This is a genomic window from Streptomyces sp. NPDC001157 (assembly GCF_053598255.1).
Genome location: NZ_JBSFJW010000029.1, coordinates 18,161 through 34,020, shown reverse-complemented (window position 1 = coordinate 34,020; position 15,860 = coordinate 18,161). Strand labels below are relative to the sequence as shown.

The following is a 15,860-nucleotide window of genomic DNA, read 5'->3' as shown; positions in this document are numbered from 1 at the left end:
GGAGCAGCAAATTATCAGTGAGATCAGGAGGGGGTCGTTGGAGCCGGAGCGGGCTGCGTGAAGGTTGCTGAGGGGAAATACCGTGCTGAGGGCCAATACCGCTAGAAGCCGTCCACGCCCAGTTCGGTGATGCCTGCGTAGAGCCAGCTCCACACCGTGCCGCTGGGTGTCTGCCGATCGAACACCCCCGGGGCCAGCTCGTCCATTTCGTCCAGGAACAACTGCGCTACGTCCTCCTGGTCGCCCTCCACCGGGTAGGGGTGCCAACAGGCGTTGCTGTAGCGGTAGATGGCCTCAAGGACACGGGTGAAGACGTCGAGGTCCGGTGCGAGCGGCACCAACGTCTCCTTCGTCGGGCCGTCCAGTCGGCTCCAGATGTGCACAGAGCCTTGGTGGCGGTGCAGATACAGCTCGCCGTAGCTGCTGGTGCCGCAGGCGATCAGGTCCGCGGTGGTCACCCCGCTGGGCAGGCCGTCCTCGGTCAGGACACCGTCGGCCGGAGGACGCATGGCGTCGGCCGAACAGGCCTGGAACTCGCCCTCGTGGCACGCCCACCAGGCAGGCAGGCCGATGTCTCGCAAGTGCTGTCTGCTGCCTGGGTGTTCAAGTCCTACGGGCAGCGCGCCGTCAGGCATGCGCATCACATGCCGCTCCCCGAAGGCGTCGTCGACCCGGGCCGCACTGAGCGGACCCGTCGGCCTCCGCCGCACCGGTTCGGGGCTGGACGACCCTGCCTCGGACGAGGTGGGGTCGATTCCTTTGCCGCGGGGCCAGTTGCGCAGCACATCCGCGTCCGTTTCGAGCATTGCTATGCCGTGCGTGTTCTCGACGAGATAGCGGGTCCTGCCGCCCTCGGCGGCGACCGCGACTGCGCCTTCCCAGCTCTCCGGGGCGGTGAGATCCCAGTCGTAGAGCCTGGGCGCATCAAGTGCCTCCGGCGACAAGGGCGCTTCCGACAGAGCTCCCTCATCCCGAACCTTCACCCTCCGGCCCGTCCGGGCGTCGAGCCAGAGCGGGCCGCGCTGGTCGACCACCTCGACGAGCTCCCGGCCCTCGCTCAGACGACGGTGGACCTGGTAGTAGTCGCCGTTGAGGCTCGGGTGCACCGTGAACCAGTTGGCCGGCCGCCACCACGCCCACACGGTCCGCCATGGCATCCCCGGCTCGGCTGCTGCGATCCGCTCGGCGTACTCCTCATGACCGGTCGCCTTCGCCGCAAAATGCAGCCAGGAGGCGAACTCGGCGGGCGTCACTTCCGCGTCTCCGAAGATCGCTTCGGCCTGAAGGAACACCTCGCGTCCCACACTGTCCGCGCCGCTCGCGGCGGCGACGTGCTCGCGCACCGCTGCTCGCTCGGCGTTCAACAGCCGTGCGGGGTCGGCCAGTACGGCGCCCAGTTCCTCACTCATGCGGCCATCCTGTCAGCCCCCACTGACACTGCTCACCTGGGACCTGAGGCCCTGGGTGACCGTGATGCCATGGAGCCGTGCGGGGGCCGGCGCACGGTGTATCCGTCAGATGGGCAAGGCGCCCTTGAAGCGGGAGTTGGGTGCGCTGGGATGAGTGGAGGCGAGCCAGCCGTGGCCGTGGGTGCCGGAAGCGGGCATGCGGCCGGGTTCGACGGAAAGGTTGTCTGCTGCCATGAGCGTGTAAGGAACGCCCTCGGCGTATTCCTCCGCCTCTTCCTCGTCCTCGCCCTCCGCGCCTTCCCTGTACTCCACCTCGAAGGGCAGTGGTTCTCCCCGGAACCGCGGGTAGTCGTAGTTGCTGAAGCTTCGAACTCCGTGTCCGTGACGGGCGACATGCCAGCCCTCGGCGGAGTGGTAAGGATCCATGACGTAGAAATGAGCTTCGCCGCATGCCTCGCTGAGTTTGTCGGCCAATGCGAAGCCGTCGAGCTGGTCGATGAATGAGTTTCCCCACAACATGCACCAGTTCTGGATCGGCACATCCGAGAGCCAGGTCTCGAACGCCGGCGTGATGAACACCCGATAGGCGATCTGCGCCTTCCCCTGTGAATCCTGGAACTCGAGGGAGTCGGCGGTCCGGGTGGCGGCAGCCACACCCATGACCGTGGTGGCCGGCCGAAGGTCGTGCAGGCCGAGAGCGGCCACGGCGTCGCCGATCCGGTCCGCAGGGAAGGCCAGCCAGCGGCCGGCCTCCGACGGGACCCTCACCGGGCGCTCGTCCGTGAGCTTGATCCGCACGAGACGCTCCACCGCACTGCGATCGCCCTCGTCCAGGTGCTCGCCGCCACCCAGGTCGACCAGGGCTTTCAGGGCATTGCTGCGCAGGCGCCCCGGACCCTGTCGCCGGATCTCCCGTAGGCGTGGCAATGCCTGGTCGCTCAGCCTTCGCAGGACGGACTCGGCGCCCCATTTCAGCCGGGACGGTCCGTCCTCTCCGACATACGGCAGCAGACTGTCGACGGCCTGTACGCCGAGGGCGACCAGGCGGTCCTCCGCGTCCTGCCACACGCTGCGATCGTCGTCGGCGAGGTTCCGTACAAGAGCGTCGACGGCATCTGACATGGCGTACAGCCTAGTTGTGCATCTGCCAGAGCTGGGTTACACCCGGGTCTGGGTTTCTTGCTTGAGGCTGGCAAGGCAACTTGAACCGGGATGCGCGTACGTCGGGTTGTCGGAGGTGGCCGGATGTACCTCTATTCGGTACCCCACATGTCCAAGTCTCCGTCGAAGACATGCTCCCAGTGATCGGCTTCTTCGACCACCGGATCGATCTCCTCTGCCCACTGCCGGAGGCTGTGGCGTGCGTCCCTCCGTTCCTCCGGTGTATTGAAGTCGCTGATCAGAAACTCGTGGTACAGGCGGAGAAGGATGCAGAACTGCCGCAGGCTCGTCGCGACAGTGACGGAGGAATAGCCGGTGCTGTAGTCCTGGACGACAGCACCTGTGTCTGCATCGAGAAGTACGTTGCCTCCAGTCCACTCTCCCAGAGAGTAGAAGGGGCCCTCGCTTTCGGGCGGCTCCATGTCGGCGGGCCACGGGACTTGCACCAGCCCTGTCTTGTCCAGGTCCACCGTGCGGACAAAGGGAAGCTGTTCCGACAGTGCGGGCAGGCCGACGGTGGCCAGGAAGTGCCGACTGTCCGCATGCCCCAGGCCGGGCGGCAAGTCATTGTCGGGCAGGCGGCGGCAGGTGCCCTCCCCGAAAGTGGCTTCCAGCCAAGGTTGTTCAGGGCCGCCTGCGGCCTGCGCTTGTGGGGGACAGTTCCACACGCCGGCCTTCGTGATGGGACCTACGAAGGGGGACGGAAGCGCTACCAGGTGTGGCTGTCGTCTGGGCTCGGCGTTCACATCCACGACGAACGGGCCGGACGGGCCGGTGATCAGCCATTGTGATTCTGACAATTCCTTGGACAGGAAGGGACGGAAGGCGTCTTCGCGTCCATCGAAAATGTGTCGGACGGGCGGACCGGTCTCCAGGAGCGGCCACAAATGGCTCTCGGCCAGCAGGGAAAGCACCTCCTGCGCTTCAAACGTCTCACCTGGCGATGCCTCGGACAGACCCGTTGCTGTTCCCGTGAATCGGCCGAAGACCCCGAACGGGCGGCAATTGGTCCATACGGTCCGCCATGGGAGCGTGTCTCCCGCCGCAGCGGCTATCGACCGAGCCAGCCTTTCGTCGCCTCGACTGAGCGCGCAATGATGCACCCAAGACACCCACTCTTCGTGGGGCGCAGCTGCGAGCCCCAGTTGTTCCAGATAATGGATGTCGATGGCGACGCTGTTCTGCGGAACGCCCTGGGGCCAGGCAGCGGCCATGCCTCGCAACAGCCCCACGGCATCGAGGTTTGCCAGTACGTGCCCGTCGTTCAGCACGTCTTCGAAGCGGTCGGCATGGGCGGCATGGACGCCCACCGTTTGTGCTGCATAGCGGCCAAGGGCGCTGGTCGCGCTGTTGGACCGTGCGTCGTGCGTCCCCAGTTGGCGCCACAGCGATGAGAGCAATGACCCCTGGTCGACCGGATGGAGCCGCCTGATGCGGTAGCGATCGGACTCCGCCCGAAATCCGACTTCTCTTTCCGTCTCCGAGACTTCGGAAGTGACGAGGAGGTCCGCAAGGGCCTCGGGAAGCTCGCCCAGTTCGCCGGGCGACGCCTGGATATCGAGGCAACGACACAGTTCCGCCCACTGCGACAGGGAGATGGTGCGGAGTTCCGCTGCGGCCAGTGCTTGTAGTGCTGGATATCGTGCAACCAGTCCTGCCACTTCAGTGAATCGAGCATCATCACCGTTATCGTGGCTGATCGGAGACGTGAGGACGATGTCATTTCGCGCCGGAGCAAGCACCCATGGCCTGTCAGCGGATCGTTCCACCACAAACTGCAGAGTCGGGCGCGAGAACTGCTTCAGAGTTCGGATCACCTGCTGAGTGATCCTGCTTGGCTCGTTCGAGGTGACGAATCGGTCTGCCCATTGGACGTTTGCAAGGAGAGCGACTCCACCGCTTCTGACACTCAGGGCGCCCGAGATGAGCGATGCCGGAGAATCGGCGGCATCACACGCCCTCAGTAGAAACTGTGCAACATCATCTGCCGTCAGGCCCTGGCAGTCCACAAAGACGGCGTCAGGCATTCGGGTCGACAGTTCGCGCAGCAGCTGGGTCTTCCCGACGCCCGGTCCCCCTCGGATCGCCAGGGTCTCGTACAAGCGATGCGGCTCGGCCAGCCAGGCCTCGACCCGCTCAAGTGCCTGCTCGGGTGTCAGCTCCACTTGGTCCTCGATCTCTGGTTCCGTGTACGGCGTCCTGGCGACTATCCAATCTAAACCCTGGCCTCAGAAGCTCATCCACTTCCCCCTGGCGACCCCACGGCATTCATCCAAACCCTCAACCATTCGCCGCGATACTTGACCATCTGCTCGTCGGTGAGTGCCTTCACCTGCTCGCGTTTGGCGTTGTCAAGAGCCTTGCCCTGTTTCACCGCTTCGCGCTTCTCTGCAGCACTCTCGTACTCGCCCTCCTGTGCAGCGGCTTCGTTGCCCATCGCACCCTTGCGATACCCAATTCCATACGAGACTGGCATGTTGCTTTTCGGTGGGTTTTCCTTTACTTCTTCGGGGCGATCGTCGCGCGCCTTTTTCGTGCGGGCGCGTGATGCATCAGGGTCGCGCTCCATGTCGTGGCTGAGGTAGTCCGAGCAGTTTGCCCCGCCGGTTCCTGTTCTGTCACCGCACGGTTCGAACTCGGTGAACAAAGCCACAGCCTTGAACTGACCTGGGTGCTTGGCCTCCACGTTCCGCATCCACTCGCCCAAATGCGGCTCTGAGTGGTCGTGATGGTAACGATCGCTTCCTGGAATTGAGGAGTCGATGACGTACTTGACTACTACTTTGTCGCCGACTTTTTCGTGTACCTCAAGTACGGCGTAATTCTTGCCGGACATGTCCGGCCGCATGTCGCCGTCCTTGTGCTGCCTCCAGAGCGCTTCGAACTCATTGTCCTTCTTCTGCTTGTCGGCGGGGTCGGCGCTCTCGGCTTCATGCGTTACAGCGTAATCGCGCGCCCGAGCGTCCGGAGGGGCTTTGTCATCCCCATCCTTCATGCGTCGAACTTCGTGGTTTTCGTGCATGGAGACACCCGCCAGCGGGTTGATGTCGTTCGTGACCCCCTTGGGGCGACGTCGTTCGGGGTCTCCCTGTACGGGGCTATTTCCTGCCGCATGAGCCTCGTGGAACGTGTTGCTTATTCGGGCGATGCCTGCCACGACAGCCATCTTCTGTTCACGGCTGAGTTCCTCGAATTTCTTACCGAGGATTTCATTGAGTCGCGACTGGCTTATGCTGCCGTTTTTACGTGCCTCTTCTACGGCGCGGGCGAGCGAGCCATCTTTGGCCCAGCGGTGGGCGTTGTCCAGGACCGGTCCGAGGTCTATCTGGGATACGTCATGAGTCCGGCGCAACGTCTGCTGAGAGTCCTCCGGAGGCATATCGAAGTGAGTGTGCTCGACTGTCTGCCGTTCACCGAACTCGGCCGAGCCGCGAACCTCCTCTGCATTGAACCTGGACGGGTTCGCGCCTGAGGGGTCTGCTGGTGCTGGGCGGTTGGTGCGGTCCGGGGCTGGTACTGCTTGACGCTCCGGCCGTGGTGGCGTGTTCGGGCGCTGGCCGTCGCGGGGCTCGCCGGCGTCCGGCTTTTTTTGCGGTGGTGCGTCCCGCTGTGGGTCCGATGTACGCGAGGCCGAAGTCCGGGGATCTGACGGGCGTGGATCCGTGATGTGTGGGGCCGGCTGCTGAGGAGCGTCCCGGTCGGTCGTGAGGGCGCTCGGGGTGTCCGTCGCAGTGCGGGTAGGCGTTGTGCCCTTGTCCGCGTTGTCGGGTGTGGTGCGGGTGGGGGGCTGCTGGTGCTCCGAAGGGGACTCGGTCCGGGACGGACTCTCCGTCGTCGCGGTCGGCTGCGTGGAGTCCGTGTCGGGGGTACGGCCCTCTTCGTCGGGGTGGGGCGCCTGGTCCGGGCGTGACTGCTGGTCCAGGGTGTTTGGTGTCTCGGCCGAGGACGTGTGGTTCTGTTCCGTGGGGGTCTCGGGGGACTGCTCCGGCTGCTTCTGCTGAGGAGCGTTGCTGTCGTCCGAGGACGGCTCCCGGCCGTTCGGCGAGTTGTCCGACTCGGACTGACTGTTGCTCTCGCTCTGAGGCCGACCGTCGTCGCCTTGAGGTTTGCCGTTTGTCGAATCCGGCGACGTGGTCATGGGATCTGGCGACGTGTTCGCGTCCGCCGTCGACGGCTTCACGGGGTCCGCGGTGTCCGATGCATCTGGCGTCGCCTGGTCCGCCGGCTTGGGGGAGTCGGTTCCCCCGTCGGTGTCGTCGCCCTGCTTCGGTGTGTCGCCCGGGGCGTCGTTCTGGGGGTTCTGGTCGTTCTGGGGTTGCCCGTTGTTCTCGGAGTTCTCCGGCTGGGACGCGTCGTTGTTCTCGTTCTGCGACGCGTCGTCGCCGTTCTCGGAGTCCTGCGCGTGCGGCTGAGATGTGTCTATCGGGTGGCCGTCGGCGTCCAGCGGTATGTGCCAGACGTGGGTGGCCTGGTCGATGTGGAGAGGGGCGTGGCTGACATCTCCACTCTGGGTGTCGACCCAGACGATGTTGCCGTTGTGGTTGACGACGTTGAAGGCGTGGCCGCCTCCGCCGGGCCAGTCGACCTGGACGATCGCCGCCGAGCCCGGGCCGGCCTGCTGGAGGGTGTCGGCGATGTTGTTGGCCGTGTTCGGGTCGCCGCCGGGCCCGGCGTAGGTGTGGGCGGCACCCGCCCACCGGATCTGGTTGTCGTTGGCGTTGTGCTCGGGGGACCAGAGGTTGGGCTTGCCGTGTTCGTCGAGGTCGAGCGTGCGCGGCGCCGAGACCTGCGGGTTGCCGTACCAGGTCTCCAGGAACGACCGGGAGCAGTCGGCGCAGTTGTTGCTGCGGCCCGGGACGTTGACGCCGCCGTCGTTCTGGAGCTGGGACCAGTTGCCTTCGAAGGGGTCGGGGTGGCGCTGTGGGGTGCCGTCCTCGTTGCGCGGGACGGCGTTGTCCAGGGCCTGCTGGTCGGCGGGGTCGGGTTGGGTCAGGCCGCCCGGGTAGTGGTCCAGGTCTGCGCGGATGTCCTGCAGGCTGTCCTGCTGCGGGTGTTGCTGGTGGTCGGGGTTGCCGGGGGTGGCCTGGGGCGAGCCCGGCGCGTGGGGCGTGGCAGGTCCTGGTGCGTGGGACGGTGACGCCGACGTGCCCGGGACGCGGATGGGGGTGTGGATCGGGACCGGGGTCACCTGATGCTGCTGTTGCTGCGGGTTGTTCGGCGCGGTGTTCTGCGGCGACGAGTGGGGCTGTGCGGCCGGTTGCTGTGGAGTGCTGGGGGTGTTGGGCGTGTTCGGCGAGCCGCCCGCGGGCTGGGACGGCCTGTTGGGAGTCGTGCCGGTGCCGGTGTTCGCCCCCGGCTGGTTCTGCGTGCCGGATGCGCCGGGTGTGCCCTGCGTGGTGGGGCTGTTGGCCGACGGGTTGCTCGTACGACCGCTTGGCGTCGACGAGTTCGAGGTCCCGTCGCTCGGTGTCGAGGCGCGGTCCGAGCCGGAACCGGTCGACGTGGACGGCGTCGATGTGGACGGCGTCGACGTGGAGGTGCTCGTGGACGGCGACGTCGTCCTCGGGGTCGACGACGGGTTCTGGTTCGAGGTGCCGGTGTCCGAGTTCCGGCTCGGGATGTTGGTACGAGTGCTGCCGGTCGGGTCCGTGGTGTTGCGGGGGGTGGTGCCGTCGCCGGGCCTCGTGCCGGGGGTGTTGCGAGGCGTGGTGCCGTCACCCGGCCTCGTACCAGGGGTGTCGCGGGACGTGGTGCCGTCGCCCGGCGTGCTCCTCGGCGGCGCACCGTCACCCGGCGTCGTGTTCCCGGGCGGGCGCTGGGTCGGTATGCGTCCTTCCGGGGTGCCAGGCGTTCGCCCGTCCGGCGTGCCAGGGGTACGGCCGTCCGGGGTACCGGGAACGCGCCCGTCCCCCGTACCGGAAACTCGGAGCCCCGCCCCACCGGCAACGCGACCGTCCCCCGTCGCCGATGCCGACGCTGTCGTAGTGCTCCGCGGCGTCGAAGGCGACGTCGGACTCGGCGTGGAGGCCGGCCCCGACCCCGTGGGGGACGTCGTACCGGACGTGGTGGCCGAAGTGGCCCTCGCCGCCCCGGAGTTGGGCGTAGGGCTGCTCGGGCTCGCTCCGGACGACGTGCTGCTGCCGGACGTACCCCCGCCGGGATGCGAGCCGCCGCCCACCCCGCCTGTCGTAGAAGGCGCCACAGGCGATGTCGGCATGCCGGAGCCGGCGTCGGCACGCACCCCGCCGCCGCTGGAGGACGGGTCACTGGTCGTCGGAGTGGGCGTGGGCGCCGCGGTGGTGTGGGTCGGGGTACTGGCGGCCAGGCTGTCGATGTTGGTGCTGATCCCGCCGTGGCCGCCCGTCGACGGGGACGGAGCTGCACTCCCGGGCGACGCGGAGGCCGATACGGAATGCACGGTCGGCGACGAGAGGCCGGAGACCGGCGAGCCGCCGCCGGAGTGGGACGGACCGGAGGAGCTCGGACCGTCGGAGGCACCCCCGGAGTCCGAGCCGCCCGACGATGCTCCACTCGGCGAGGGATCGTCGAAGTCGGACAGCGTCGGACCGGAGTGGGAGAGCGTCGGCCTCGGGGCCCCGGAGTCGGACCCGTTCCCCGAGTCGGAGCCGGATCCGGAGTCCGACCCCGAGTCGGAACCCGGCCCCGCTCCCACGTCCGGCCCGCCGATGCTGTTGCCGCCGGTGTCGGCGGAAATCCCGCCGCCTATGTTCACGCCGGTGTCGCTGCCCGAACGCGTCGACGTCGAGGAGTCCGACCCCGACGGGTCGGAGCCGTTGGAGTGGGAGCTGGAACTGGAGGACGAATCGGACGACGAGTCCGAACCACGGTTCCCGTCCGACGAGTTGGAGTTCCCGTCTCCGTCCCCGTCGGACGAGTTCGAGCCCCCGTCTCCGTCCCCCTCGGACGAGTTGGACCCCTCGTCCCCGTGTCCGCCCTCGGACCCCCCGCCATGCCCGTCGATCCGGCTGTCGATGGCATGGTGGGCCCGGTGTCCGGCCTTCTCGCCCAGGCTGTCGCGGACGCCCTCGGCCAGGGTCTGCGGGGTCTGCTTGATGGCGTCCCAGGCGCTGTCCGCGCCGGCCTTCACGGTCGCGCCGAGGTCGTAGCCCTCCTGGGCGCCGAAGCCGACGTTCACCGTCTGGCGGATCAGGTCGGTGATGATCGCCTCGATCATCGAGATCGCGGGCTCCTTCATCGCCTCGACGATCGCGTTGAGCAGGGCCTCCTTGAGCTCGTCGAGGAGGCGGCGCACGATCAGCCGGGTGACCTGGGTCGCGCCCAGCGCGCCGACCTCGGAGAGGCCGAAGGTGAAGGGGGCGGCGGCCTGGGCGGCCGCGATCTCGATGGCCAGGGCGATCAGCTGGGCGATCACCGCCCACTTCGCCAGCTCGACGATGTAGGCGCAGGCCTCCATCACGTTCGCGATGAGGTAGGCGGCCTCGGCGGCGTTGGTGAGGTAGCCGTCGCCCTGTCCGCCGTCGAACTTCTTGTAGGTCTTGCTGAACGCGTCGATCGATTCGCCGGCGTTGTGCGCGACCACCTGGCCGGCGCTGAGGTTCGCCGTGGTGTGCAGTTCGGTGACGTCGTCGCCGAACTTCCGCCACAGCTTGGCCGAGTCCTTGAGCTTGTCCTCGTCCGCCGTCGGCCAGTTGTAGCCGAGCATCTCGAGAACCCACTCGAGCGAGTCCGGCAACATCATCGACACAGCAGAAAGCACCCCCGTCAGACGACACGGCCGTACAACTCCCTCATCGGTCAAGGGAAGTCACACAGGAGTACAGCCGTTCGCAAAGTTTACGGACTCAACCGCCCGCAACTTCAGGGTCTTGCTGTCACAAAACCGTTTCAGGTCCGATGTCGGAGCGCGGCCCAGGTCAGACCTTGGTGAAGCACAACGTGTAGCCGCTTGTCCGGCGGTGGTACTGAATGCCGTAGTCGTACTCCGACCCGCACTCCATGTTCGCGCCAGGGACCATCTCCCCCAGCTTGTACTCGGCCTCGGAGGAGCCGCAGTCGACGACCGTCGTCACCGGTTCGCCCTTGGGATCCTTGACCTTGACACAGTCGCCGATCTCGGGGTCGTGTGCCGCGGCGGACGCGGACGCCGAAGCCTCCGCCCTCGCCTTGCCGCCCGTGGGGCTGGTGTTGTAGTCCCAGACGTAGTAACCCACGCCGCCGAAGAGCACGACGACCATGGCGATGGCCTTCGCAACCCGCAACGGGCCTCCCGGCCGCGGGCGTTGCGGGCCTGGCTGAGGCGGCTGTGGTTGCGGCTGCTGCGGGTATCCGTACGGGGCCTGCGGCTGCTGCGGATATCCGTACGGCTGTTGCGGCTGCCCGTACGGCTGCTGGTTCGGGTACTGCGGAGGAGGCGTGGACATGCTTGAGGGACCCCGTGGTTGACTGCGTGGCTGACTGGACGAACAGAGATCAACAAGAAGTTGACCGGTGAAGACTATCCTCCGAAGGGGATACTTCAGGTGTCCGGGAGACGAGGGCAGCGAGGAGAAGCGACATGACCGGCCGACCGGAGGACTCACCGAACCCGCAGGGCGCCTCGACGGACCGCGGTGTTCTGGACGAGGCGCTCGAACCGGACCAGATCCGTTCGCTGAACTCGGCCCTGCGCAAGCTGACCGAGACCGACGGCGTCAGCAGTGAACTGCAGGACGCGGCGAAGAAGTTGCTCTCCGGCCGCCTCCCCCTGCGCAACGCCCTGGACGACCCCGGGGTGGCGCACGCCCTGGGCAGTGGCATGGCCTCCCTGCGGGGGCAGTGGGAGTCGCTCCCCGAGGAGGAGCGCGACCGGATCAGGCACGGCGAGCCGCTGACGGACGAGGCCTCCTCCGCGGAGCCGTCCGAGACGAAGCGCCCGCTGGGCGAGGCCTCGCGCTCGGCGAAGCGGAACCAGGGTCGGCACAGCGGCGGATTCTCGCTGTACTGATCACTGGTCCGTCACCGGCTGGTCACTGGCGTTGCCTGCGGTACAGCGCGATGGCCGCCTCGGTCGGGTAGTTGGGGACGGTGACCGTCTCGCCGGTCTCCTTCGAGACGACGATCTTGCTGCCGCCGGGCGGGGCGGGCTGTGGCCGGCCCTCTGCGTCCGTGACCGGCGGGAACACTGCGTACACCAGGTAGCCGATGTCGAACTCCTCGACGCGCAGCTCGGCGGGGGTGCCGTCCGGCAGCTTGGGCTCCGCGTAGCGGTCGCGGACGATCTCGACGGCCTGCTCGGGGGTGGTCGGCGGGGCCGGGTTGTCGGAGGTCACGGGTTCTCTCCTCGTTGCGCTCGGTGGGGAATGTCAGAGGGCCGACCGGAACCGGTCAGAACAACCCGTGCCACATCTGCTCGACGATCAGCGACCACCAGGTCTCCGCGTTGGCCAGCGCGGACGTGTCGACGGCCACCAACTGCTCCTGCAGCGCCGCCACTTCGGCGCCGGCCGCGACCGGGTCGAGGCCCTGCATCCGGCCCCGCACGGTGGCGAGCAGTGCCAGGGACCGCGCGAAGGCGGCCGCCGAGAAGTTGACGTACCGGCACTCGGCGGTGACCGGGTCCACGGCCCACAGCGCACCGAGGCCGTCCGGCTGCGTCGTGCCGGGCTGGCACTGCACGGCGATCACCGCGACCCCGTCGAAGCCGATCCGGGTCAGGTGCGCCAGCACACCGATCTTCTCCTCGCCGGCCGGGCTCCGGCGCTCGCGCAGATGCGTGGCGACGTCCGTGAACAGACCGCCGCGCGGAGGGCTGTCGGGCTGGTCGGCGGTGAAGAAGAGGGGGAGGTCGGCGGGGAGCCCTGCCCAGGTGAGCGTGGCCTTGGTCGTGTCGGGCAACGGACTCTCGGCGATGTCGTCGGCGGCGTAGCGGCGTACCCCGTCCTCGCCGAAGACCTCGACGAGGTACCGGCCGAGGGCCACGTCCCGCATCGGCTCCGCGGGCGTCACCTGGGCGGGAACCGGAAGGCGGTGCGGGCGGGGCGGCGGCTGCTGACCTGCGACCTGGTGCAGCATCTCGACCTGGGTTACCAGCGCCGCGACGCCCTCCGCCCGCTCCTCGGAGCTGGCTCCGTAGGTCTGCGAGCAGGAGAGCTCGGCGTTGGGGAAGGAGCCGAGCAGCTCGGACGTGTAGCCGCCGGGGAGCAGGCTCGGACGCAGGTCGGTGTGGACGGCGACGACATTGTCGACGGGGACGTTCATCCGCCGCAGCTCGGCCCACGCCTGGTACTCGGCGGGCGGAAGGCCCGGGCCGGAGTTCTTGAAGAGGGTGGTCTCCTCGCCGTTCGCCGGGTCGACGTAGGTGAAGACGGCGGTGTTGCCCGGGCCGGTGACCGGACGGGCACCGGCGGGCGCGGCCGTGCCCTGTGCTGCCGCCTGCTCCTGGCTGCTCAAGGGGAGGCTCCTTCGGGATGGCGAGATGACGAGATGGCTGATCGAACGCGTGGGTCGGTGTTGCTACGAGGCTATCGCCGGGTCCGCCGGACCGATGCGGAGGGCCTTCGCCCCGCGCTCGGTCGCGACGACGAGGATGCCGTCGGGGGACAGGTCGGCAGCGGTGAAGGGCGTGTCGGAGATCAGCGCGGCCACGACCTCCTGGCTCGCCCTGTCCCAGACCCGCAGGTAGTCGGCGCCGCGGCTGAGGCCCAAGGGGGAGGCGGCCCGCTCGTCGTCGGACGGGCGCAGGATCTGTCCGGGGTCGATGTCATCTAGGCCTTCGTCCGGTCGCAGGAGACCGTGGACGAGTACGGCGGAGCGCGCCTCGCCCTCGGACTCGCCGACCGGTCGTGCGCCGGGCGTGCCCGCGGGTGTGACGAGCACGGCGACCGGGACGGCGGGCCCTTCGGGTTGCGGCAGGCTGCCTACGGTCACGGCGCTCACACCGGGGACCGGCAGGCTCCACAGCGTCTGCCAGGGCAGGTCGAGGCCGAGCCGGCCGTGGATGGCGTCGGCGTACTCGGGCAGTCCGTCCTCGACGAACGCCGTCTCCAGCAGGGCGGCGCGCAGTGCGGCGGGAACCTGCGTGCGGGTCAGCAGGGGTGCCGTGCGCAGGTATGTACGGGCCGGTGCACCGAGTTCCCCGGACGGTACGGCCTCGACGGCGGCGCGCAGCGACACCGGGTCGGCATGCACGAACAACCCCGGATCGGTGAGGAGTTGGGGCAGCAGGCCCGCCTCCAGGGTGTGGCCCGCGATGTGGTCGCGCACATAGGGGTCGGCCCTGCTCCAGTCCTGGCCCGGCACGGCCTCCAGCAGCGCCATCGCGATCTGCGTCTGGGCCGCGCGGACGCTGGGCAGGCCCGCGCGGATCTCGTCACCGACGGCCGGGTGCAGCAGCCGCAGCAGCGTGCGCCCGCCGTCCCCTTCCTGTTCTTCTTCCTGTTCCTCGGGTTGCACGAACGGCCCGGCGAGCAGCATCCCGTCCGCGAAGGCCCGGCTCATGTCCTGCCCGGCGACCGCGCTCGCCAGCCGCGCCCACAGGTGGACCGGGATGCCGTCGGCCTCGGCCAGCGCGAGCGGAGCGAGCATCAGCCGTAGCGTCTGCGGGTCGGCGCCGAGCCGCCGGGCGTGCAGGTCGAGGGCCTCGCCGACGGAGGCCGGCAAGTGCCGCTCGTCGGCCGGGTCGAAGCCCTCGGGGGCCATCAGGACGCAGTGGACGGCGAGTTGGACGACCAGCGGACTGGTCCCGGCCCGGCGGCCGATGGCCGCGCCCAGGGCGAGACGGGCGGCGGGATCGACGGTGAACGGCAGCTCCGGTGCCCCGAACGCCGGATTCAGCGCCGCCTGGGCGTGCAGCACCAGGCCCTCGGGGTCGGCCCACTGCGGCTCGTCGAGATCGATGATCTGCACGGAGCCGGGCGGCAGCCCCGCGGCCAGCTCGGCGGCAAGGGGGCGCGGCACCTCGGCCAGCAGCCTGACCGTCCCGGTGGCGGCCAGGGGCGCGAGCACCTCCCGTACGAGCCGTGCGGGCTCGCCCGCGGCACGTACCGGACCGGCCCGGTCCACGTCGGGTACGACGACGGTCACCGGCTCGTCGAGCGCGGCGAGCTCGGCGTACACGTCCTCGGTCCTGGTGGCCTTCAGCTCGTAGTGGTCGGCGAGCAGCCACAGGATCTGGGCGGAGGTCAGCCCTGCGGGGGCCGGGACCGCAGGGGCGGGCAGCTGAGGCGGCACCGTCGACGGATCCATCTCGTCCAGCGGCAGCCGCCCCCGGAACTCCGGGTCGCACAGCATCAGGAACCCCGTGACCAGCCGCGAACACCCGCTGCCCGAGCTGCCGGTGAGCACGACGACGCGCGGAGCGCCGGGCGCGGCCGCGCGCCATGCGGCGAGCGCGCGCAGCGCGGCGGTACGGCCGCCCACGTGGGGATGTGGTGCGTAGTCCTCGGTCGAGCCGGTCATGGGTCCCCGTCCTCCGCCGTCGCGGACGCCTTCGCATACGACGCTGATCTTAGGCGCCGGGCGGAGCGGTGACCGAGACGGAACCCCGCCCCGTACTACTCGGCCCGGTCCGCCGGCACCCCGCCGTTGTGCGGTGCCGGCTCCAGGTCGAACTCCCCGTCCCGCGCCCCGAGTACGAACGCCCGCCACTCCGCCTCGGTGTACCGCAGCACGGTGTCGGGGTCGAGGGAGGAGCGCATCGCCACCGCGCCCTCGGGCAGGTATGCGATCTCGACGCGCTCCTCGTCCTGCTCGGTGCCGGGTGCGCAGTGCCACTCGACCCCGGAGATGTCGAGGGCGTACAGCTCGTCGCGCTCCCGCTCCTTGCGCGCCTTGATCTGCTCTTGCGTCTCCGCCATGGTGCGGGGCCTCTTCCTGACATGTGAACGAAGTACGCGTCTCACCCTACTTGCGGGCACCACGCATCCGCCGCGAGATCAGGTGTTCTGCGCCTTTGTGAAGGTGCCCTGTGCTACGCCGGGCGGAAGCTTGACCTGGCCGTCGAACTCGGCGGTCGTCTTCTGCCAGATGTCCAGCTGGTCGGCCTCGTTCTGCTCGTGGGCCACGCCCATCTTGGTGAAGGCGATCCCCATCCCCGCCAGCCGCTCCGCCAGGCTGCCCATCGACTGGTACATGCCGTCGCGCAGGCCCGTGTAGGCGACGCCGAACTTCTCGCCGATGTCGTCGTCACCCCACGGCGGGGTGCCCGTGCCCTCCAGCGCGGTCAGTCCGTCCTGCAGGGCCTTCACGGCCTTCGAGAAGTCCTGGCCGACCGTGTACATGTTGAAGCCCTCGGTCTTGAGGACCTTGGGATCGGAGTCCATGAAGTCCGAC

13 protein-coding genes and 1 pseudogene are annotated in these 15,860 nt (G+C 68.5%); 3 read left to right on the top strand and 11 right to left on the bottom strand.

Annotated elements, in window-relative coordinates; genetic code table 11:
* Positions 1-101: 101 nt before the first annotated feature.
* The 4 genes from ACWDAG_RS35655 to ACWDAG_RS35640 all read right to left on the bottom strand — a co-directional run bounded on the left by ACWDAG_RS35655 (position 102) and on the right by ACWDAG_RS35640 (position 7,758).
* Positions 102-1,409: an SUKH-4 family immunity protein gene (locus ACWDAG_RS35655; RefSeq protein WP_450699690.1), complete on the bottom strand. Its 1,308-nt coding sequence runs from the start codon at positions 1,407-1,409 to the stop codon at positions 102-104.
* A 105-nt stretch (positions 1,410-1,514) separates the two neighbouring features.
* Entirely contained in the window at positions 1,515-2,531 is a 1,017-nt protein-coding gene (locus tag ACWDAG_RS35650) for a hypothetical protein (RefSeq protein ID WP_450699689.1), read from the bottom strand.
* 131 nt (positions 2,532-2,662) lie between these two features.
* Positions 2,663-4,735, bottom strand: a complete 2,073-nt coding sequence (locus tag ACWDAG_RS35645) for an SUKH-4 family immunity protein (protein ID WP_450699688.1) — start codon at positions 4,733-4,735, stop codon at positions 2,663-2,665.
* 71 nt (positions 4,736-4,806) lie between these two features.
* Positions 4,807-7,758 carry a toxin glutamine deamidase domain-containing protein gene (locus tag ACWDAG_RS35640; RefSeq protein ID WP_450699765.1) on the bottom strand — a complete coding sequence of 984 codons (2,952 nt, stop codon included), beginning with the start codon at positions 7,756-7,758 and terminating at the stop codon, positions 4,807-4,809.
* An 88-nt stretch (positions 7,759-7,846) separates the two neighbouring features.
* Here ACWDAG_RS35640 and ACWDAG_RS35635 point away from each other — a divergent pair, with 88 nt between their 5' ends.
* Entirely contained in the window at positions 7,847-9,697 is a 1,851-nt protein-coding gene (locus ACWDAG_RS35635; RefSeq protein WP_450699768.1) for a hypothetical protein, read from the top strand.
* Between the two features lie 51 nt (positions 9,698-9,748).
* Entirely contained in the window at positions 9,749-9,991 is a 243-nt protein-coding gene (locus ACWDAG_RS35630; protein WP_450699767.1) for a hypothetical protein, read from the top strand.
* On the opposite strand, the pseudogene ACWDAG_RS35625 reads toward ACWDAG_RS35630, so the two are convergent.
* Together ACWDAG_RS35625 and ACWDAG_RS35620 are read right to left on the bottom strand one after the other, a co-directional pair.
* A pseudogene (locus tag ACWDAG_RS35625) lies at positions 9,910-10,254 on the bottom strand (WXG100-like domain-containing protein); the annotation flags it as partial. The gene ACWDAG_RS35630 and the pseudogene ACWDAG_RS35625 overlap by 82 nt on opposite strands.
* Positions 10,255-10,465: 211 nt before the next feature.
* Positions 10,466-10,972, bottom strand: a complete 507-nt coding sequence (locus ACWDAG_RS35620) for an LppU/SCO3897 family protein (RefSeq protein ID WP_450699687.1) — start codon at positions 10,970-10,972, stop codon at positions 10,466-10,468.
* Positions 10,973-11,106: 134 nt separating this feature from the next.
* Between ACWDAG_RS35620 and ACWDAG_RS35615 the strand changes: the two genes are divergently transcribed.
* Positions 11,107-11,535, top strand: a complete 429-nt coding sequence (locus ACWDAG_RS35615) for a hypothetical protein (RefSeq protein WP_450699686.1) — start codon at positions 11,107-11,109, stop codon at positions 11,533-11,535.
* A gap of 22 nt (positions 11,536-11,557) precedes the next feature.
* On the opposite strand, the gene ACWDAG_RS35610 is transcribed toward ACWDAG_RS35615, so the two are convergent.
* The 5 genes from ACWDAG_RS35610 to ACWDAG_RS35590 form a co-directional block, all read right to left on the bottom strand.
* Positions 11,558-11,860, bottom strand: a complete 303-nt coding sequence (locus ACWDAG_RS35610; RefSeq protein WP_450699685.1) for a hypothetical protein — start codon at positions 11,858-11,860, stop codon at positions 11,558-11,560.
* A gap of 55 nt (positions 11,861-11,915) precedes the next feature.
* Positions 11,916-12,980, bottom strand: coding sequence for an SUKH-4 family immunity protein (locus ACWDAG_RS35605; RefSeq protein ID WP_450699684.1), 1,065 nt, complete (start codon positions 12,978-12,980; stop codon positions 11,916-11,918).
* Between the two features lie 63 nt (positions 12,981-13,043).
* The gene (locus tag ACWDAG_RS35600; RefSeq protein WP_450699683.1) at positions 13,044-14,987 is read right to left on the bottom strand and encodes an ATP-binding protein; all 1,944 of its coding nucleotides are present in this window, start codon (positions 14,985-14,987) and stop codon (positions 13,044-13,046) included.
* 95 nt (positions 14,988-15,082) lie between these two features.
* On the bottom strand, positions 15,083-15,385 hold the full coding sequence (locus ACWDAG_RS35595) for a DUF397 domain-containing protein (RefSeq protein WP_450699682.1): 303 nt from the start codon (positions 15,383-15,385) through the stop codon (positions 15,083-15,085).
* Positions 15,386-15,463: 78 nt separating this feature from the next.
* Positions 15,464-15,850, bottom strand: a complete 387-nt coding sequence (locus tag ACWDAG_RS35590) for a hypothetical protein (RefSeq protein WP_450699681.1) — start codon at positions 15,848-15,850, stop codon at positions 15,464-15,466.
* Positions 15,851-15,860: the final 10 nt, after the last annotated feature.

Bases quoted from the DNA above. Each gene is read 5' to 3' on its own strand.
- ACWDAG_RS35655 (WP_450699690.1), bottom strand. From the start codon at position 1,409: ATGAGTGAGGAACTGGGCGCCGTACTGGCCGACCCCGCACGGCTGTTG.
- ACWDAG_RS35650 (WP_450699689.1), bottom strand. From the start codon at position 2,531: ATGTCAGATGCCGTCGACGCTCTTGTACGGAACCTCGCCGACGACGAT.
- ACWDAG_RS35630 (WP_450699767.1), top strand. From the start codon at position 9,749: ATGATCGCCTCGATCATCGAGATCGCGGGCTCCTTCATCGCCTCGACG.
- ACWDAG_RS35620 (WP_450699687.1), bottom strand. From the start codon at position 10,972: ATGTCCACGCCTCCTCCGCAGTACCCGAACCAGCAGCCGTACGGGCAG.
- ACWDAG_RS35615 (WP_450699686.1), top strand. From the start codon at position 11,107: ATGACCGGCCGACCGGAGGACTCACCGAACCCGCAGGGCGCCTCGACG.
- ACWDAG_RS35600 (WP_450699683.1), bottom strand. From the start codon at position 14,987: ATGACCGGCTCGACCGAGGACTACGCACCACATCCCCACGTGGGCGGC.
- ACWDAG_RS35595 (WP_450699682.1), bottom strand. From the start codon at position 15,385: ATGGCGGAGACGCAAGAGCAGATCAAGGCGCGCAAGGAGCGGGAGCGC.
- ACWDAG_RS35590 (WP_450699681.1), bottom strand. From the start codon at position 15,850: ATGGACTCCGATCCCAAGGTCCTCAAGACCGAGGGCTTCAACATGTAC.